We start from the raw sequence: 19102 nt of genomic DNA on the forward strand, positions 1-19102 counted from the left end.
GCCTTCAGAGCAGGACTTCGGTCCTGCTTTTCTCTATTCCTGAGGCAAAGATCGTATCTTTCGAAAACCTTCGCGCTTTTTATCGCAAACGGTTGGCAATTCGTTGTTCTCCCGTTAACCTGATAGCGGATTTCCCTTCAGTAATCACAATGGAACCTCGTCATGTTTGAGAACATTACCGCCGCCCCAGCCGACCCGATTTTAGGTCTGGCCGATCTGTTTCGTGCCGATGACCGCCCTGAAAAGATTAACCTCGGAATTGGTGTTTACAAGGATGAAACCGGTAAAACACCCGTTCTGACCAGCGTCAAAAAAGCAGAGCAGTACCTGCTGGAAAATGAAACGACTAAAAACTATCTGGGCATCGATGGTATTCCTGAATTTGGTCGCTGCACCCAGGAGCTGCTGTTCGGTAAAGGCAATGCGATTATCGCCGATAAACGCGCCCGCACCGCGCAGACCCCGGGCGGTACCGGTGCGCTGCGCGTCGCCGCAGACTTCCTCGCCAAAAACACCGACGTGAAACGCGTGTGGGTAAGCAATCCAAGCTGGCCAAACCATAAGAGTGTGTTTACCTCCGCCGGGCTGGAAGTACGTGAATATGCCTACTACGATGCGGCTAACCACGCGCTGGACTTTGATGGTCTGCTGGCCAGCCTGAACGAAGCGCAGGCAGGCGACGTGGTGCTGTTCCACGGCTGCTGCCACAACCCGACCGGTATCGATCCGACGCTCGACCAGTGGCAGACGCTGGCGCAGCTGTCGGTCGAGAAAGGCTGGCTGCCGCTGTTCGATTTCGCCTACCAGGGCTTCGCCCGCGGTCTGGAAGAAGATGCTGAAGGGTTGCGCGCCTTTGCTGCTCTGCATAAAGAGCTGCTGGTCGCCAGCTCCTACTCGAAAAACTTTGGCCTGTACAACGAGCGCGTCGGCGCCTGCACCCTGGTCGCCGCCGATCAGGAGACCGTAGACCGCGCGTTCAGCCAGATGAAGTCGGTGATCCGCGCTAACTACTCCAACCCGCCAGCGCACGGCGCGTCCGTGGTCGCGACCATCCTGAGCAACGATGCGCTGCGGGCAATCTGGGAGCAGGAGCTGACCGATATGCGCCAGCGCATCCAGCGTATGCGCCTGCTGTTCGTCAACACCCTGCAGGAGAAAGGCGCGAGCCGCGACTTCAGCTTTATCAGCAAGCAGAACGGTATGTTCTCGTTCAGCGGCCTGACTAAAGAGCAAGTGCTGCGTCTGCGTGAAGAGTTCGCCATCTATGCGGTCGCGTCCGGCCGTATCAACGTGGCCGGCATGACGCCTGACAACATGGCGCCGCTGTGTGAAGCCATCGTCGCCGTGCTGTAAGCGATATTATTCGCTATAAAGAAAAAGGCCGCGAATGCGGCCTTTTTTACGTTCGCGTCAGGTCGGTTACCAGACCGGCATCTCATCCTGCAGGAACGGGTTGTTGCGGCGTTCCTCACCCAGCGTCGACAGCGGACCATGGCCGGGAATAAAGGTCACGTCATCGCCCAGCGGCAACAGCTTATCCTTAATGGCCGCGATTAGCTGTCCATGGTCGCCGCGTGGAAAATCACTGCGCCCCACCCCGCCTTTGAAAATCACATCCCCGGAAATGAGCAGTCGGGAAGCGTCATCAAAGAAGACCACGTGACCCGGCGTATGGCCCGGGCAGTGCAGTACCCGCAGCGCCACATTCCCCACATTAACCACATCGCCTTCATTGAGCCAGCGATCCGGACGCAGCGGCTGGCAATCCTCCAGGCCGAACATCCGGCTTTGCGCCGGTAATCCTTCCAGCCAGAACTCATCTTCTTTTTCCGGACCAATAACCGGTACGCCATAGTGCTGCGCCAGTTCCGCAGCGGCGCCGACGTGATCGAGATGGCCATGCGTCAGCAGGATCTGCATCAGCGTGACGCCAGCCTCCGCCACCACCGCTTTGATACGTTCAGCATCGCCGCCAGGGTCGACCAGCGCCGCCAGCCGGGTTTGTTCGCACCAGATAAGAGAACAGTTCTGCGCGAACGCGGTAACCGGAATAATACGATAGTTCATGACGCTCCTTTCGTTACCAGTGCCTTACGGGACCGGTATCAATATGCACAAAGTTACTACGTGGGTAGTATCCTACACCACCTGCGCGCATAGATAACGCCGCTTTGCGAATATTGCTTAACGAAATACCTTCAATATGGAAATCCATTGCCTGCCCCTTGGTGTGATAGCTGTGTTTTGCTACACCACGGCTTCGTGCGCGAAGCTCATCATTGGTATCGAGGGAACGATAGCCAGAGATAAGCTGGACAGGTTTGTTGGTGCCAAGTAGTCCCTGCAACCGATAAAGATGATCGAACAGATTTGGATCGATGGACTTAATTTTATTCGCGCGGTAATCACGGAAAAAATGGTTAAGTCTTGCTAATTCATCCTGAATATAGCCTCTGCCATCGAAAAACTCCGCCTTGAGTGATTCACCAGTATGCAGGTTATTCAGCGTCAAAATACGCGGACGGGGGGTCGAGAGGGTGGCAAATGCCGGCGCAGGGAGAATGGCGGCAGCACCCAGCGCAGCACCACCCAACGCCAGCAATCTGCGGCGATTAGCGTCAAATTTGTCCATGATAATCAGGTCTACAGTCAATGAATCGTTATATACTTTTTCCGCTTTGCGCGATGCTGAACCTCAGCACGCCATCGATCGCCACAGCCGTGATGCTGCCCGGCAAAAGAGAGCGTTCGCGCTGACTGCGTCACGCATTGAGCGGAATGATATGTATATGCACTTCTGGCGCACGAAAGGCACCTTACCGGGCATTATTGCCAACGTCAAGGCAGCCTCACCCCAGGAAAATCGGGCGCTTCAGAGGAGCAGCGCCTTTTTTACCCAGTGCTAGGACAACAAAATCCATTGAACTACTTCATTTACCTGATTAATTGCTCAGCTTTCGTCAGAATTTGTGCGCTGGATCGCGCGGTGATATCGTAATTGTAAATATCTGTTCGATATTGTGTACGTCCATCAGCGTCCACAAACGCCGTTAAGTAATATAAATTCACCGGTATATTTTGCCGAATATTGACATAGCGCGTGTCCCCTTGCTTCAGGGCATCGGAAATACGCGTGTCATTCCAGCCCGCATCCTGCAGCAGCATATTGGCCAGTTCCGAAGCCTTATTCACCCTCACACAGCCGGAACTGAGCGCACGAACATCCTTCTGGAACAGGTTATGGTTCGGCGTATCGTGCAGGTAGATGGCATCGGAGCTCGGCATATTGAACTTGTAGCGTCCGAGCGAGTTACGCGCTCCGGGCGCCTGCTGAAAACGGAACGGTAAGTTGTTCTCGGTGATGGTCGACCAGTCGACCCGATAAGGATCGATGGTCTCTTTACTGTTCCAGCCGCGCATGACGGTGTAGCCATGCTGCTCAAGATAGCCTGGATTGTTACGCACCTTCGGCAGGATATCTTTGCGCGCCAGGGTTGGCGGCACGTTCCATGGCGGATTGACCACCACGTTATTCAGCGCGCTGCTCATCATTGGCGTTTTGCGATCCGGACGCCCCACAATTACCCTCGAGGCCAGCACCTGGCTGCCGTCCTGATAATAGACCAGCGAGAACGCCGGAATATTGACCATAATGCCGGTGGACAGTTTGCCCGGCAGTAAGCGTAAACGCTGAATGTTCAGGGCCAGCAACCCTGCGCGCTGCGCGGAAGAGACGTTGAGCCAGTCGCGAGTCGACTGGCCGATGACGCCATCCGCCCCCAGCCCCTGCATCGCCTGGAAGCGCTTAACCCCCTCCACCAGCTGGCGATCGTACACGCCGCGCGCCGCAGGTTTGCTCTTTTTCTTCGCCGACGGGCTCACCACATCGCCGGGCAGAACGATATTGGCGGTATCGTCCAGCATTCCGGTACGCTGGAGGATCTCGCGCAGGGCGCCGATATCATTGCTCCATTCGCCGGGGCGCAGCGAGCCGCTGCCGGTCATCTGCGGCCATGGGCGAGAATCAGCTACCAGCGCCAGCAGCGACTGATGCATGGCTTCATACTGCGGATGATGCGGCGCCAGGCCGGCGATAAACGCCGGCAGGGAGCCATTGTCCAGCGCCAGCTGCCACTGGTTAATCACCGACAGCGGCGGGGTCGCCATCTTGTACGGCGTTGAACTGTACAACCAGCGGGTCCCCTGGGTGGGGATGCCGCTGATAAAGTGCAGATAGCCCATCATGGCGTCCGACAGCACCACATCGCGCGCCATGCCGCTGACGGCGGGATCGGTCAGCAGACTGACCCAGGTGGTAAACTGCGGCTGAAAACCGGCGATGGCGATCTCCGCCAGCTGCTGCTGGAACGCCTGCACTGCCTCGCGGTTTTCCCACATCGGTTTCATATCCCTGGCGGCGTACAGCGACACCAGCGGATTCATAAAGACGGGTTTGTACCCTGCCGGCAACAGCGCCTCGATCTGGGCGCGGCTGTTTGCCGCCGCCTCCATCGACAGCGGCTGCTCACCGGCCAGCTTCGCGACCGCCGGCGATTGCCCATCGCTTTGCGCCAGCGCGGCGGAAACCTCGGCGGGCGCCGCAGAACTGTCGCCGGGTACGACTTCAGGCTCTTCGGCCTGGACATTGAACAGCGGAGCAAATGCCAGTGCCAGGCTCAGGCTGAGCGCTGACAATGGACGACCATACCGTTTCTTTAGCAACATCCCTTGCCCCCTGTTGTCACACATTGCTGCCCACAAAAATGGGGCTCTTTTTTCAGTATATAAAGACGAAAAGGCTTTTGCCTTACCTAATGTAAAGAAGTTTAAAGATTATACCACCCTCGCATACCGGGCTGGATAGAAAAAAAGGGCAACGTAACGTTGCCCTCTTCACCACTTAGCCGCCAGAATGTAGCCGCAGCCTCAGGAGGCGTCGGCTGTTCCCGGCAGCGCTTCCGGCAGCGGCGCGGCAAACCCGCGCAGCCCCACCACGTGGACGTGTTCGTGATTATTGAACACCTTACGCACCAGTTTATAGGTGGTGCCTTTCTCCGGACTGATGTTCTCCGGCGCCGCGATAATCAGCTGCATCTCCAGACGTTCGCACAGCTCGAACAGCGTGGCGATGGAGCGGGCGTCGAGACGCGCCGCTTCATCGAGGAACAGCAGACGGCAAGGCGAGATATCCTTGCCGCGCAGGCGGCGGGATTCATCTTCCCAGCTCTGGACGACCATCACCAGAATCGACATCCCGGTACCGATCGCTTCCCCGGTGGACAGCGCGCCGGACTCCGCGCGCAGCCAGCCGTCGGAGCCGCGGTTAACTTCCACTTCCATCTCCAGATAGTTGCGGTAGTCGAGCAGCTCTTCGCCGATGGTTTGCGGCGTGCGCTGCCCCATGTCGATCTGCGGATTCAGGCGCTGATAGAGCTTGGCCAGCGCTTCCGAGAAGGTCAGGCGGTTGCTGTTGAACAGATCCTGATGCTGTTCATGCTGCTCGGAGAGCACATCAAGCAGCGTCGAGTGGGTCTCGCGCACGTTGACGTTCAGACGCACGCTGTTGACCTGGCCGAAGGAGACGCTCTGCAATCCCTGGTTGAGCATTCGGATACGGTTCTGCTCGCGCTGAATGGTTTTGCGAATAATGTTGGCCACGCTGCGGGAGCTGATGGCCAGCTTCTGTTCGCGGTTTGTCAGCTCTTCGGTCAGGCGGCTGAGCTCAATCTCCATCTGCTCGATCGCTTCCACCGGATCATCGGTGCGGATAATATCCTGGCGGATACGCTCGCGCAGATGCTGGTAGACGGCAACGAAGAACTGAATTTTGCGCTCCGGGCGCTTCGGATCTTCCGAGATACGCAGCACGTCGCGCAGATGTTCGTTATCGGCGACCGCCAGACGCAGCGCACCGAGCGCCTTATCCGACATGGAGCGCAGCTCGTCGGCGGAGAGATAGGCCAGCTCGCGGCGGTGCAGACGACGCTCGACGCCGTTGTCTTTCACCAGGCGCATCACCGCGCACCAGCCCGCCTTGGCGGTCACTACCTGCTCGCGCATTTCGCAGTAATCGCGCTCCAGCTTGCGCAGTTTGCGGGTCAGGTTGTCCATTTCCGCTTCGCAGAAGGTCAGCGCTTTCTCCAGCTGATTGCGACGGGAGCGGTTATTGCTCAGCTGCATGTGCAGCTCATCGCGACGCGCACGGGCACGCTCTTCCGCACCGGCATCGGCGCGCACGCCAATGTCCTGCAGCTCTTTATACAGATCGTTGAGCAGCTCTTTCTTGGTGTCATACGAGCTCTTCAGCGAGGCCAGCACCTGATTGTACTGGCTAAGCTGCGCCGCATGGGCACGCATCGCGTCGCGCGCGCGGCTGCGTTCGGTTTCCGCCTGCTCCAGGCGCTGGCGCAGTTTCTCGTTGAGATCGCTGTTGCCGCTGAGCATTTCCGCCGAATCGGAGTAGCTGAAGTGGGCCCGGCGCTGGACGACTTCCGCCAGGGCAAAAGCCTGCTGGCGCGCATCGCGCTGGGTCTGCTGCGCATAGGCGTAATCTTCTTTCAGCTGCTCAAACTGCTCCGGATCGCTCTGCAGCACCGAAACAATCGGCTCCAGCTTCGCCAGCTGGTTGCCGTGCTGCTGAATAAAGCGCGCGGCCTCCTGCGCTTCGTCCAGACGTTCCTGGATCTCGTCCACGCGGTCGGCCAGCGTATCATCCGCCAGCAGATTCAGGCGCGGCAGCAGGCGGTTGAGCGCCGACACGCCCTCTTTCGCCTGCTCATACTGCACGCGGTTCTGTTGGTTATCGCTTTCATGGGCGCTCAGCGCGCGCTCCAGCTCGCCGCGGCGGCTGTTGAGTTTGCGGATCTCTTCTTCCGGATCGTCCTCAAAGGCCACTGCCAGATGGCTGCCAATGAAGCGGCTAAAGGCCTGATGCAGACGCTGAGTTTTCTGCACGTCAAACGACAGGGTCGCAAAACGCTCGGACAGCGATTCACGCTCGGCATGCAGGGTTTCAATGCGGTTTTCACGCGCGGCGCGGCCAAACAGCGGCAGCGACGGGAAGCGCGAATAACGCCACTGGCGGTCGGCGATCTTCACCACCACCGCTTTTTCCAGCTCATCCACGCTGAATACGCTATCGTCAAAGGACTGCGGATCGCCTTCGATCAGATAGAGATCTTCCGGACAATCTTCCAGTCCTTCAAGCTGCTCGGCAACCTGCGACAGATCCGGCACCACGATGGCATGGCGCGACGGACCGTACAGCGCAGAGAAGTACGGCGCATCGTCAAGGCTGACATCATCGTAGATCTCGGACAGCAGAACGCCGCCGAACCGTTCCGCCAGCGCGTTGAGGCGCGGATCTTCCGAACCGCCCGGCTGGCTGAGACGCTCAATTTCTTCGTCGATGGCGCGCTTGCGGGCGCCGACCTCGTCACGTTCAACGATAGCTTCGCGCTCGCGCTCCAGCAGCTGCTGCAGGTATTCGGTAACCTCCTGGCCGGACTCAAACTGCTCGCCGCTCTGCTCGCACAGCTGGTTAAGGCTGTTCTGCGCCGCCAGCCAGACCGGCGCCCGGCGCATCAGCGTCTGAGTGCGTGACTGCAGCTGCTCCAGTTCCTGGCGCAGGGTCATGCGCTGTTCCTGCGCGTTAGAAACGCTGTCGGCCAGCGAAGCGATGCGCGCTTCCAGCTCCTGATGCAGCGTTTCCAGATCGTCGATATCGTAGCGTTTGCCCTGGCGTTTGCAGAACTCAGCCAGCTGGCGCTCGGCGTCCTGCTGCTCGCGCAGGCGCTGCTCCAGCTCGTTGAGGCGGCTACGCAGCCCCTGCGCCTGCTCGGCCTGGTGACGCTGGTTCACGCCGTCGCGCAGCAATTCGCGCGCCACGTCCCAGGCTTCATTGCGCGCCAGCGGGCCGTTAATCGCCGCCACCAGCTGGTAGGCCTGTTCAAACTGGCTGTGCGCGGTTTGCGCCACGCTCATTTTCTGTTCCAGCGACAGCATTTTCTCCGTCGCTTCCTGCTCTTTCGCCTGGAAGGTTTCCAGCCACTCGTCGGCGCTCTCCGGCGTCAGATCCGGCAGATGACACAGCGCCTTCGCGCGCTCCAGCGCCTGCAGCGCCTGGTTATACTGAATGGCGCGGGTCTGCTGCACGTCGAGCGCCTGCTGATAGTCGGCGAGCTGGTTTTTCAGCTCATCCACTTCCAGCTCGGCGGCCTCGGCGCGGGCTTCGTTCTCTTCCTGGCGATCGATGGCTTCCGCCACCACTTCGTTCTGCTCTTCCAGACGGATCTGCAGCTCGTCGAGATCCGCTTCGTAGCGCTCGATTTTTTCCTGCTGACGCAGTGCGGTCTGCACCAGGTTCAGGTGGTCGCTGGCGGCCTGGTAATCCGCTTCCAGATCGCCTTCTGCGCCGTTATGCTCCTGCAGCTCGCGCGCCATGTCGACGTGCTTATACTGCTCTGCCGCCAGCTGCGAACGGGAGGTAAAGAGATCGCGACGATACTCCAGCGCCTTATCAAGATGAATGCGCCGCTCGTTGGCGTGACGCATATAGTCCGCCGCCACGTAGTTGGTGGCTTCGCTGATCAGGTGTTTGAACAGATCGCGATCGGACTGGGTGACGCGGATCGCCTCGAGGGTCATGCGGTTTTCCCGCAGCGCCGCTTCCATATCCTGGAATGCCTTACGCACGCCGCTGTTTTCCGGCAACAGGTAGTCGCGCAGCGAGCGGGTAATGGTGCTGGAGATCCCGCCGTACAGCGAGGCCTCAATCAGGCGATAGTATTTACTTCGATCGGAGGCGGAACGCAGACGACGCGCCACCACGCCCAGGTCGAACATCAGCGAGTGATACTCGGTGATCGAGTTGAACTGCTTAAACTGGACCCCCTCCATCGCCTCGAGCTTGTCTTTCAGCTCATTGAGACTAACCACGCGCGCCTGGCGATCGTTCAGCGTTTCGGTTAACAGCTGGGTCGGCAGGATAGCGGTGGGCAGCCCCTGAATGGCGAAAGGCTTGATATCGACTTTGCGATCGCGCCCGGCAACCTGCTGCAGACGCACGCCGACCACCACGCGCTGATGGCGCGAGTTGATGACGTCGAGTACGGAGTAACAGACCCCGGCGCGCAGCTTCCCGTGCAGGCCTTTATCGCGTGAGCCGCTGGTGGCCCCCGCTTCGGTGGTGTTACGGAAGTGCAGCAGGGTTAAATCGGGGATCAGCGCCGTGACGAAGGCCGCCATGGTCGTCGACTTACCGGCGCCGTTCCCCCCGGAGAGGGTGGTGACCAGTTCATCAAGATCAAAGGTCCGGGCAAAGAAACCGTTCCAGTTAACCAGCGTCAGCGAGCGAAACTTACCGCGTTCAATCATTACTCTTCCTCCCCGCTATCCGGCTGGTTCTCTTCATTCTCATCATTGAGCTGCAGGTGATTTTCCAGGGCCATCGCTTCCCCGTCGCGGATCAGGCGGCGCTGCGCCTCTCGCGGGTCGTCGCCGGCACGCACATCGGCGCCAAAGCGGAATACCGATTCGGTAATACGGAACTTGCTGCTATCATGGCCCATAAACCACACCATCCCCAGACGGCGCAGTCGGTTAAGCGACGCGCGCATTTTTTCCTGCAGCTTCTGGCGGTCCAGATCCGAACCGGTGGAACGATTGTTGACCAGCTTCAGCAGCCTGGATTCATCCGCCAGGGTCAGCAGCTCGTCATACAGCTCCTGCTGGGTGAAAATCCCTTCATTTGCCAGGCGCTCCGGGCTGAGATAGAGATAGCAAAGAATTTTGCCCACCATCATATCCAGTTCGGACAGCACCGAGCGTGAAATCAGGGTTGTGGAACGCGGGCGAAGGTAGAAGAAGCCCTCCGGCGCGCGGATCAGCTCGACGTTATAGCGAGCATAAAACTCTTCCAGATAATCCTGGAAATCCATCAAAAATGCGTGATTATCCAGCTCGTCGAGGCCGATATGTCGGCCCGCGCGCAGGGCGCTGTCCAGCGCCGGAAATAACGGATTGGCCAACGCCTGCGCCAGCTTAACCGGCATCACTTGTTCAATATTTGTCAATGACATGCGCCTGTACCTTGGCTCCGTAATCATTAATCGGCTGCCATTTGGCTGGCAGTCCGGTGAAATCTGCCTGGGCGACGCCCAGCTGTACCGCCTGATCCACGACGATCCGCGCCACGTCAAAGTGACGCCCGCGCGGATATTGCGCCAGGAACTCCCGCGCCACCAGGCCGAGATCCAGCGGTATTCCTTTCTCTTTATAGACCGCCAGCTGCGCTTCGATCAGCGCCGCCAGCTGCTCGCGAATTTCGTTAAACTCTTCAAATTCAAGGTCCGCAGGCAGCTCGCCGGTGACCTCTTCATCGCGCAGGGCCATCTCCTCGTCACGCATATCCAGCAGACGGTCGGCGTTGGCGTAAGTCAGCGCCCACGGCTCATCAAAATAGGTCTGTACCGACTGGCGCAGACGCTGAGCGAAGACGCGGTTCTTATCCATATCGATAGCGGTACGGATAAACTTGTGCACGTGGCGGTCATAGCCGATCCACAGGTCAATCGCCTGCTGGCCCCAGCTGACGATGCGGTCGAGCTTGCTTTGCAGATCGAACACCAGCCGGTCGACAAAATGGAGATCGTCGCGCGCCATGGTCGAATCCTGAATGCGCAGCAGATTCGCCTGCAGCTTATCTCCCGCCGCATCCAGCGTATCCTGCAGTTCACGCAGGGTACCGGAAGTTTCCGACAGCAACAGTTCACAGCTGGAAATCGCCGCGCGCCAGTCTTTGTTCAACAGCTGCGCGATATCGTCTTTCACCAGCTGCTGCTGCTCATCCATGATGCGCTGCGTCAGGTCGATGCTGTCGAAAATTTCCGCTACCGAATACTTCAGCGGGGCAAAAACGTTGCGATGCCAGTGAAACTCATCGCCGCCCTCTTCTGCCGCGTCCGCCGCGCGCTTCAGCTCGCCGGCGACGATCGACAACTGCATCGAGAGACGCAGCGTCGAAAATTCGCGCTGCCGGATATAATAATCGGTGATCCCGATCCCCAACGGCGTCAGACGATAGATTGCATTGCCTTCGGTAATTTCGCTGGTAAAGCGGTTCAGCAGACGCTGGCGCACCAAATCGTTGATGGCGTTATTGGCGCGCTGGCTGATGGTTTCGCTGGTCTGCTCAAACGCATCACTCACGTGGCGGAACGCATCCACCAGTTCTCCCTCGCTCATTTCTCCTTCCAGCCGTTCGCCATTCAGGGTGGCGATCGCCAGCAGGAAAGAGAGCCTCTCGACCGGCAGCGAGATAGAAAAATCATTTTTCCTGGCCCAGGCAACCAGTTCGGGGACTGTCTGGGAAAATTCACTCATACTTTATCCTTGCATCTGCGGCTATGAGCCTGGCTCTTAAGCGCGGTGACATGAATATAACGGCCCAGGCTGAGGTACGGCTCCTGACGACAGTAGCGCGTCTCCAGCTCCAGCAGCGCCGCATAGCTGTCATGCTGTTGGCGTTTTTCACGCAGATAATCATGAAACACCCGCACGCCGGTTTTGCTGACAATTTGCCAGCCAATCTCTTCCAGCCAGTGATAAACCTGCTGCGGCTCACGCGGATAATCCGGCGACAGCGTGCGTTTTTTCTTTTTTGGCATGCCCAGTTGTACGTAATCGAAATTACCGGCAACCATATTGTGCATCAGCAGGCCGTTAGCATTGTAGAACATCAACGACAAGCCGCCGCCAGGACGCAGCGTCGACCACAGGGTACGCAGCACCGCCTGGGGCTCCGCCACCCACTCCAGCACCGCATGAAACAGTACCAGATCGACCGGGCTTTCCAAGTGCTGCGCAATATCCTGAGCCGCGCATTGTACAAAATGCATGTTGTCGATCACACCTTTATCGACAGCAGCCTGGCGGGCGCGGGCCACCATTTCAGCAGAGAGATCGCACAGCGTCACGTGATGGCCCAGTTGCGCCACTTTAATGGCCGTTTGCCCTTCGCCGCCGCCGGCATCCAGTACCCTCAGCGGTCCCGGCCCCAGCTGCGCCAGCAGCGGCTCCAGATCCTGCCAGAGGATTGCCTGGCGCAGCTGGCCTTTTGTGGTGCCGTAAATATTGCGCGAAAACTTTTCAGCAATGTCATCGAAATTGCGATCCTGCACGGGCGACTCCACAAGCCAACACAAAACCGCTATTTTGTCATACCCGCGCCGAGAATGAAGCGATCTGTTATAAGATCCGAACATAACTTTGGTTATATGGTTAAAAAAGGAACCATCTGGCATGCTTTTCACGCTAAAAAAGATCGTCGGCGGTCTGCTGCTGCCGCTTCCTGCCCTGCTGTTGCTGATCGGTATCGGGATCGCCCTGTTATGGTTCAGCCACTTTCAACGTACCGGGAAGCTGTGCGTGAGCCTCGGCTGGCTGCTGCTGGCGCTGCTGAGCCTGCAGCCCGTGGCAGACAGCCTGCTTAAACCGATAGAAGATCGCTATCCCACCTGGCGCGGCGAGCAGCCGGTGAGCTATGTGGTGGTGCTGGGCGGCGGCTATACCTGGAACCCGGAGTGGGCGCCAAGCTCTAACCTTATCAGCAACAGCCTGCCGCGCCTGACGGAGGGCATTCGCCTGTGGCAGGAGAATCCGGGATCGAAAATGATCTTTACCGGCGCGGCGGCAAAAACCAACCCCGTCAGCACGGCGGAGGCCGGGGCGAGAGTGGCGGAGAGCCTCGGCGTACCGCGCAGCGATATCATCGTGCTCGATAAGCCGAAAGATACGGAAGAGGAAGCGCTGGCGGTGAAGGGCGCCATCGGCGACGCCCCCTTCCTGCTGGTCACCTCGGCGTCACACCTTCCGCGGGCGATGATCTTCTTTCGCCATGCCGGTCTGGACCCGCTGCCCGCACCGGCTAATCAGATGGCGATCACGTCACCGCTCAATCCGTGGGAGCGGGTCATTCCTTCTCCGGTGTGGCTGATGCACAGCGACCGGGTCGGCTATGAAACGCTCGGTCGCGTTTGGCAATGGCTGAAAGGCAGCTCAGGCGAGCCAGGGCAGGAGTGATTTTGCGGCGAGGTCGAAACGGGCGCGGTCAAAGCGCCCGGTATTGACCAGACTATCCACTTCATCCCACAGCAGATAAAGCCAGCGCCGCCAGACAAAGGCCTCGGAAACCGGCGCCTGCTGCAGGTAGCGCCATAGCAGCTGCTCGGCCTGGCCCCCCTCCGCGAGACGGAACAGTTCGTACTCCCGCGGCGCCCACAGCATCATCCCCGGGCCGACCATCGCCAGCAGCTGGTCGCTGCGCGGATCTTTCAGCATGCTGCGCAGGGTGAAATTGCCGTGCACCAGCACGGCATTATCATTGAAATCGCGGAACAGCTCAGGCAGACACTCGCGAGAGCGGAACAAAACCCGCTTATCCTGCATGGTCAGGCCGGTGTCCTGATACAGGTTCAGGGTGCTCCACAACATCGCCACCCGCTGCCGGTACCAGTTCGGCCACAGATTGTCCTGGGTATTATCGACCATCCCCACGCAGCCGCCGCTGTCCTGACGATGCCAGGCCAGCAGCGCCTCGACGATCTGCTCCTGCAGCTGCTCCCAGCGCGCCGGGGTGCGGGTGGGCGCCTCCACCGGGACGCCGCGCAGGCGCTCAAGCAGCAGCACGTCCGGCCCGGGATGCTCTTCGTGCGTCATCACGCCGTAGACCACCGGCATGCGCACCGTACCGCTGCGCGCCAGAGTGGAGATCTTCCAGGCCAGCTGCCGCGCCACCCCGGGCGTGGTGAAACTTCGCGCCAGCAGCGGCATCGGATTTCCCTGCGCGTCATACAGGGACCACAGCGCCGTAGCGGCTTTTTCACTGACACACTCCACCCGGCTCAGCTTTTCGCCAAGCAGGTGACTGAGTTCGGTTCGCAACTGTTCCATTGTCGATTACCCCTATGAACACTACTGATTTCATAATGAGCGCCCGCACCTGGGTTGTCATCGGATAAGATCAAAAATGGGCAAAAAAAGCATAAAACTGGTGGGGATATCCCCTCCTGCAAGGAGGGGACAGAGGACTAGCGCAGTTCAGCGCGGACGCGCGCCAGATCTTCAGGGGTATCGACGCCGGTACCGGGCACTTCGGCCGCCACGGCGACGTGGATCTTCTCGCCATACCACAGCACCCGCAGCTGCTCGAGCATTTCAATCTGCTCCAGCGGGCTTGGCGCCCAGCTGACGTAGCGGCGAATAAAGCCGGCGCGATAGCCATAGATGCCGATGTGGCGCAGCAGAGAATCACCAATGGCGTCGCGGGAGTGGGCAAAGCGATCGCGATCCCAGGGAATGGTGGCGCGGGAGAAATAGAGCGCATAGCCCTGCGCATCCATCACTACTTTGACCGCATTTGGATTAAACGCCTCTTCCGCATCGTGGATCGGTACCGCCAGCGTCGCCATTCCGCTGGTGCTGGCAGCCAGATTCTCCGCCACCTGGCGGACGATAGCCGGGGGGATCATCGGCTCATCGCCCTGGATATTGACGATGATGGTGTCATCGCTGAACGCGCACTTCTCCACCACCTCCGCCAGCCGTTCGGTGCCGGACTGATGGTCGGCGCGGGTCATGCAGACCTCGCCGCCGGCGGCTTCAACCGCCCGGGCGACATCTTCGTGATCGGTGGCGACAATAATGCGTTCCGCGCCGGATTCGCGGGCGCGCTCCAGCACATGGACAATCATCGGCTTGCCGTTAATGTCCTGCAGTGGTTTTCCCGGCAGGCGCGTGGAGGCGAAACGCGCAGGAATAATGACCACGAAACTCATGAGTGACTCTCTTCTACCGCCAGCGGACGCGCTTCTGTCTCCAGCAGCACAGGGATGCCGTCGCGGAGCGGAAACGCCAGACTATCAAGTTTGCAAATAAGTTCTTGCTTATCCTGACTGTAATACAGCTTACCGTTACAGACCGGGCAGGCGATGATTTCAAGTAAACGGTGATCCATGTTTCCTCCTGATGGACCGGATAGATTTCTCAGCAGCATAACACAGGAAGGTCGGCGCCGGGATCAATCGGCATCGATTTCCCACCCCTGCGTCTGGCCGACAAACAGCCCTTCCGGCAGGCGTCGGCACAGGATCCGCTCTGCCGATTGCCAGCGTGCGAAATCGTTGATCGCCTGGCGCAGCCCCTGCTCCAGACCACGGGTGATCTTCACCCCATCCTCCAGCCACAGGGCGAAGATCTCCAGTTCCCGGCTTTTGCGATGTATTTTACTGTCCATCCGCCCGACCAGTTTTCCCCGGTGCAGCAGAGGCAGTACGAAGTAGCCATACTGACGCTTCGGCGCAGGGGTATAGCACTCCAGGCGATAGCTGAAGTTGAACAGCTGCTCAGCGCGTTTCCGATCCCAGACCACCGGGTCGAAGGGCGAGAGCACGGCGCTATGGCTGGCGGTAAGTTTACCGCCGGGCGCGGACTCCAGCTGCGCCAGCGCATCGCGATGCAGCCACATCTCGCCAAGCGCTTCCACGTTGGCCGGGGTCACCAGACCCTCTTCCTGCCAGGCCGCCAGCAGACCCGGTAGCGCCGGCTGACGTAAACGATAGTAATCCGCCAGCCACTGGGGACGAAAGATGCCGAGGCTGCGGGCGCTGTTGCGCAGCATAATGGCCTCTGCGGCGTCGCGGGACAGCGCATCGCGCTCGTCGTCCCAGTACGGCATCACCCGCCGGGTTAAATCATACACGCGGTGAAAGTTGCGCCGCTCTACCACCATCACTTCCCCGGCGGTAAACAGCCCTTCCAGGTGGCGCTTATGCGGTTTCCACTCCCACCAGCCGCTGGCGCCTTTGCGAGGGTGGGCAAAATCCGCCGAGCGAACCGGCCCGTTTTGGCCGATATGCGCCACCAGCTCTGCAATACTGCCGGCATGCTCCTCCATCCACGCGCGATGATATTTCCAGCCCATCTTGTCGGGGTTCAACATCCGGTGGCGCACAAGGGCGAAATCGCTGCGCGGCAGAAAACAGGCTTCATGCGCCCAGTATTCCATCAGCTCGCCGTTGCGCAGCGACTCATCCAGCCAGTGCTGCGGATAGCTGCCGAGGCGGCTGAACAGCACCAGGTAGGGGCTGCGGGCCACCACGTTGATGGTATCGATTTGCAGCAGCGACATCTGCTGGATGGTGGAAAGGATGTCATTTGGGCGAGCGCGACGCCGGGGCTTTTTTAATAACCCCTGCGCCGCGAGATGGAGGTGGCGCGCCTCATTAAGCGATAGTTGCAATACCGACATGCAGGTTCTCCGTCAGGATTTCCAGCACAGCGGCGAGCAAAGCCGGCGCGCCGGTTAACGTTGCGCCAACGTCGCTATGTCCGCAAGCAACCGCTGTGCGCGTTCATCGGCCATTATGGCGTCGACCGGTAAATACCACCAGTTCGCAGCGGCAAAATCGCGACATTTCACGGCGTCTTTTTCGGTCATCAGCAGCGTCTGCCCGGCGGTTACCAGGGCGGTGACATCGGCCTGGCTCAGCGCCTGATGGTCCGCCAGAGCCACGGTTTTGACCGGTTGGACGCCACAGCTTTCGAGGGTGGCGAAAAAGCGCGGCGGATGGCCGATGCCGGCCATTGCCACCACGTTAGTGAAGGTAGAGACATCGCGACGTTCGCCGGTGAGCAGGTTGACCGCCATCCCGGGACGCAGCTGCATCGGGATCTCTCCCGGACGCGCCACGCCGCCGTTGACGATAACCGCATCAACGCTTTGCAAGCGCGACGCCCGCTCGCGCATCGGCCCGGCAGGCAGCCACCAGCCGTTGCCAAAGCGGCGCACGCCGTCGATGACGACAATTTCCCGGTCCCGCGCCAGCTTATAGTGCTGCAAACCATCGTCGGTCACGATAATCTGCAGATCGTGCGCGCTGAGCAGCGATTTCACCGCGTCGCTGCGCAGTGGAGAGACAGCCACCGGCGCGCCGGTGCGCTGATGGATGAGCACCGGTTCATCGCCTGCCTGCGCCGTACTGGTCCGGTCAGTTAACACCAGCGGGTAGCGTTCGGCTTTACCGCCGTAGCCGCGAGAGACCACCCCAACGCGAATGCCGCGCTGTTGCAGCTGCTCCACCAGCCAGATCACCACCGGCGTTTTACCATTGCCGCCGGCGGTCAGGTTACCGACCACCACCACCGGCACCGGCGCGCGCCAGGCTTTTTTCCACCCCAGCTGATAACTGAGGCGAATCACCGCGCTCACCAGGCCATACAGCCAGGAGAGCGGCAGCAGCAGGCGCCACAGCGGCGATTCACCGGACCAGATGCGTGCGATCATTCGCCGAATTGCATCTTATGCAGCTGGGCGTATACGCCTTTATGCTCCAGCAGGTCGTGGTGCGTACCGCGCTCCACAATCCGCCCGTCTTCAACCACCACGATCTCATCAGCCTGCTCAATGGTTGACAGACGGTGGGCGATAACCAGCGAGGTGCGGTTTTTCTGCAGCTCATCCAGCGCCGCCTGAATCGCACGCTCGGACTCGGTATCCAGCGCCGAGGTGGCTTCATCGAGGATCAGGATCGGGCTGTTACGCAGTAGCGCACGGGCGATAGCAATACGCTGGCGCTGGCCGCCGGACAGCATCACGCCATTTTCGCCGATGATGGTATCCAGGCCATTGTCCATCTTGTTGATGAAGTCCATGGCGTAGGCCATCCGCGCAGCCTCTTCAATTTGCTCGCGGCTGTACTCTTCGGTACGGGCATAGGCGATGTTATTAGCGACGGTATCATTGAACAGGTGCACGTTCTGTGAAACCAGCGCGACCTGGTCGCGCAGCGAGCTCAGCTTGTACTCGCGCAGGTCGTGGCCATCCAGCAGGATCTGCCCGTCGTCGACATCGTAGAAGCGTGTGATCAGGCTGGCGATGGTCGATTTACCCGACCCGGAGCGTCCCACCAGCGCCACGGTTTTCCCTTCCGGGATATCGAGATTGATATTGCGCAGCGCGGCCACTTCGCGACCCGGATAGGTAAAGGTGACGTTCTCGAACTTGAGATTGCCTTTCGCCCGCTCAATGACGCGCGTACCTTCGTCTTTTTCCTGCTCGGAATCGAGGATCGCAAACAGCGTCTGGCATGCCGCCATCCCGCGCTGGAACTGGGCATTGACGTTAGTCAGCGACTTCAGCGGACGCATCAGCGCAATCATGGAGGAGAAGACCACGGTAATGGTCCCGGCGGTCAGGGTGTCCATCACGCTCGGGAAGCTGGCGGCATACAGGACAAAGGCCAGCGCCAGGGAGGCGATAAGCTGAATGATCGGGTCGGAGATAGACGAGGCGGAAACCATCTTCATCCCCTGCAGGCGCATTTTATTGCTGACCTTATCAAAACGTTTGGTTTCCACTTCCTGGCCGCCAAACATCAGCACCTCTTTGTGCCCTTTCAGCATCTGCTCGGCGCTGGTGGTGACCTGCCCCATCGTGTTCTGCATATTCTTACTGATATTGCGAAAACGCTTGGAGACCACGCGGATTGCTACCGACACGATAGGCGCCAGTACGATCAGGATCAGCGACAGCTGCCAGCTGTAATAGAACATCATCACGAACAGGCCGATAATCGATGCCCCTTCGCGGACCACGGTGATCAGCGCGCTGGAAGAAGAGGAAGCGACCTGCTCGGAATCATAGGTGATACGTGACAGCAGCGTCCCGGTAGACTGCTTGTCAAAGAATGCCACCGGCATACCCATCATGTGGCCGAACAGGCGACGACGCATGGTCATCACCACTTTGCCGGAAACCCAGGAGATACAATAGCTCGAGATGTAGCTGGTGATCCCACGCAGCACCATCAGCCCGATAACCACCAGCGGCATCCATAGCAGCACTGAGCGATCCGTTTTACCAAAACCATCATCCAATAACGGTTTAAGAAGCGATAACATGAAGGTGTCACTGCCCGCGTTAAGCACTAACGCCACCGCCGCTACGATTAGCCCGGCTTTAAACGGTGCAATAATCGGCCAAAGTCGGCGGAAGGTCTGCCACGTGGAGAGATCTTTATCGTTCTGCATTCAATAAACCAGCTTG

The 19102-nt window shown here is 59.3% G+C and carries 15 protein-coding genes; 2 read left to right on the plus strand and 13 right to left on the minus strand.

Features of this window, described 5'->3' with window-relative positions:
• Positions 1–162 precede the first annotated feature (162 nt).
• The gene (locus ABLV54_RS05700; protein ID WP_017899450.1) at positions 163–1353 is read left to right on the plus strand and encodes an amino acid aminotransferase; all 1191 of its coding nucleotides are present in this window, start codon (positions 163–165) and stop codon (positions 1351–1353) included.
• 66 nt (positions 1354–1419) lie between these two features.
• On the opposite strand, the gene ABLV54_RS05705 is transcribed toward ABLV54_RS05700, so the two are convergent.
• The 7 genes from ABLV54_RS05705 to cmoM all read right to left on the minus strand — a co-directional run bounded on the left by ABLV54_RS05705 (position 1420) and on the right by cmoM (position 12179).
• Positions 1420–2067, minus strand: a complete 648-nt coding sequence (locus ABLV54_RS05705) for an MBL fold metallo-hydrolase (protein WP_023289031.1) — start codon at positions 2065–2067, stop codon at positions 1420–1422.
• A gap of 13 nt (positions 2068–2080) precedes the next feature.
• Complete coding sequence (locus ABLV54_RS05710) at positions 2081–2632, minus strand: YcbK family protein (protein ID WP_004201403.1); 552 nt, start codon at positions 2630–2632, stop codon at positions 2081–2083.
• 302 nt (positions 2633–2934) lie between these two features.
• On the minus strand, positions 2935–4725 hold the full coding sequence (ldtD, locus tag ABLV54_RS05715) for a L,D-transpeptidase (RefSeq protein ID WP_348813772.1): 1791 nt from the start codon (positions 4723–4725) through the stop codon (positions 2935–2937).
• 201 nt (positions 4726–4926) lie between these two features.
• Positions 4927–9375: a chromosome partition protein MukB gene (mukB, locus tag ABLV54_RS05720; protein WP_023289028.1), complete on the minus strand. Its 4449-nt coding sequence runs from the start codon at positions 9373–9375 to the stop codon at positions 4927–4929.
• A complete protein-coding gene (mukE, locus tag ABLV54_RS05725; RefSeq protein WP_004150840.1) occupies positions 9375–10079 on the minus strand; it encodes a chromosome partition protein MukE in 705 nt (234 codons plus the stop codon). The genes mukB and mukE overlap by 1 nt, the downstream gene beginning before the upstream one ends.
• Positions 10060–11382, minus strand: coding sequence for a chromosome partition protein MukF (gene mukF, locus ABLV54_RS05730; RefSeq protein WP_050532912.1), 1323 nt, complete (start codon positions 11380–11382; stop codon positions 10060–10062). Before mukF ends, mukE begins: the two co-directional genes overlap by 20 nt.
• Positions 11379–12179, minus strand: coding sequence for a tRNA uridine 5-oxyacetic acid(34) methyltransferase CmoM (cmoM, locus tag ABLV54_RS05735; protein WP_017899447.1), 801 nt, complete (start codon positions 12177–12179; stop codon positions 11379–11381). Before cmoM ends, mukF begins: the two co-directional genes overlap by 4 nt.
• A gap of 121 nt (positions 12180–12300) precedes the next feature.
• On the opposite strand from cmoM, the gene elyC reads away from it, so the two are divergent.
• Entirely contained in the window at positions 12301–13080 is a 780-nt protein-coding gene (gene elyC / locus ABLV54_RS05740; protein ID WP_050532913.1) for an envelope biogenesis factor ElyC, read from the plus strand.
• Here elyC and ABLV54_RS05745 read toward each other — a convergent pair.
• The 6 genes from ABLV54_RS05745 to msbA form a co-directional block, all read right to left on the minus strand.
• Positions 13057–13950 carry a YcbJ family phosphotransferase gene (locus ABLV54_RS05745; RefSeq protein ID WP_004201393.1) on the minus strand — a complete coding sequence of 298 codons (894 nt, stop codon included), beginning with the start codon at positions 13948–13950 and terminating at the stop codon, positions 13057–13059. The two genes, elyC and ABLV54_RS05745, sit on opposite strands and share 24 nt — an antisense overlap.
• Positions 13951–14087: 137 nt before the next feature.
• Complete coding sequence (gene kdsB / locus ABLV54_RS05750; protein WP_023289025.1) at positions 14088–14834, minus strand: 3-deoxy-manno-octulosonate cytidylyltransferase; 747 nt, start codon at positions 14832–14834, stop codon at positions 14088–14090.
• Positions 14831–15013 (minus strand): protein YcaR, encoded by a 183-nt coding sequence (gene ycaR, locus ABLV54_RS05755; RefSeq protein WP_004201390.1) that lies wholly within the window; start codon positions 15011–15013, stop codon positions 14831–14833. Before ycaR ends, kdsB begins: the two co-directional genes overlap by 4 nt.
• A 63-nt stretch (positions 15014–15076) precedes the next feature.
• Positions 15077–16306, minus strand: a complete 1230-nt coding sequence (locus ABLV54_RS05760; RefSeq protein ID WP_050532914.1) for a winged helix-turn-helix domain-containing protein — start codon at positions 16304–16306, stop codon at positions 15077–15079.
• 54 nt (positions 16307–16360) lie between these two features.
• Positions 16361–17341 (minus strand): tetraacyldisaccharide 4'-kinase, encoded by a 981-nt coding sequence (gene lpxK / locus ABLV54_RS05765; RefSeq protein ID WP_050532915.1) that lies wholly within the window; start codon positions 17339–17341, stop codon positions 16361–16363.
• Positions 17338–19086, minus strand: coding sequence for a lipid A ABC transporter ATP-binding protein/permease MsbA (gene msbA / locus ABLV54_RS05770; protein ID WP_004201387.1), 1749 nt, complete (start codon positions 19084–19086; stop codon positions 17338–17340). The genes lpxK and msbA overlap by 4 nt, the downstream gene beginning before the upstream one ends.
• Positions 19087–19102 lie beyond the last annotated feature (16 nt).

It is taken from the genome of Klebsiella sp. JB_Kp042 (assembly GCF_040065275.1).
Lineage (GTDB): Bacteria > Pseudomonadota > Gammaproteobacteria > Enterobacterales > Enterobacteriaceae > Klebsiella > Klebsiella quasipneumoniae.

Coding starts and splice junctions, on each gene's coding strand:
- ABLV54_RS05700 (WP_017899450.1), top strand. CDS start 163: ATGTTTGAGAACATTACCGCCGCCCCAGCCGACCCGATTTTAGGTCTG.
- ABLV54_RS05705 (WP_023289031.1), bottom strand. CDS start 2,067: ATGAACTATCGTATTATTCCGGTTACCGCGTTCGCGCAGAACTGTTCT.
- ABLV54_RS05710 (WP_004201403.1), bottom strand. CDS start 2,632: ATGGACAAATTTGACGCTAATCGCCGCAGATTGCTGGCGTTGGGTGGT.
- ldtD (WP_348813772.1), bottom strand. CDS start 4,725: ATGTTGCTAAAGAAACGGTATGGTCGTCCATTGTCAGCGCTCAGCCTG.
- mukB (WP_023289028.1), bottom strand. CDS start 9,375: ATGATTGAACGCGGTAAGTTTCGCTCGCTGACGCTGGTTAACTGGAAC.
- mukE (WP_004150840.1), bottom strand. CDS start 10,079: ATGTCATTGACAAATATTGAACAAGTGATGCCGGTTAAGCTGGCGCAG.
- mukF (WP_050532912.1), bottom strand. CDS start 11,382: ATGAGTGAATTTTCCCAGACAGTCCCCGAACTGGTTGCCTGGGCCAGG.
- elyC (WP_050532913.1), top strand. CDS start 12,301: ATGCTTTTCACGCTAAAAAAGATCGTCGGCGGTCTGCTGCTGCCGCTT.
- ABLV54_RS05745 (WP_004201393.1), bottom strand. CDS start 13,950: ATGGAACAGTTGCGAACCGAACTCAGTCACCTGCTTGGCGAAAAGCTG.
- kdsB (WP_023289025.1), bottom strand. CDS start 14,834: ATGAGTTTCGTGGTCATTATTCCTGCGCGTTTCGCCTCCACGCGCCTG.
- ycaR (WP_004201390.1), bottom strand. CDS start 15,013: ATGGATCACCGTTTACTTGAAATCATCGCCTGCCCGGTCTGTAACGGT.
- ABLV54_RS05760 (WP_050532914.1), bottom strand. CDS start 16,306: ATGTCGGTATTGCAACTATCGCTTAATGAGGCGCGCCACCTCCATCTC.
- lpxK (WP_050532915.1), bottom strand. CDS start 17,341: ATGATCGCACGCATCTGGTCCGGTGAATCGCCGCTGTGGCGCCTGCTG.
- msbA (WP_004201387.1), bottom strand. CDS start 19,086: ATGCAGAACGATAAAGATCTCTCCACGTGGCAGACCTTCCGCCGACTT.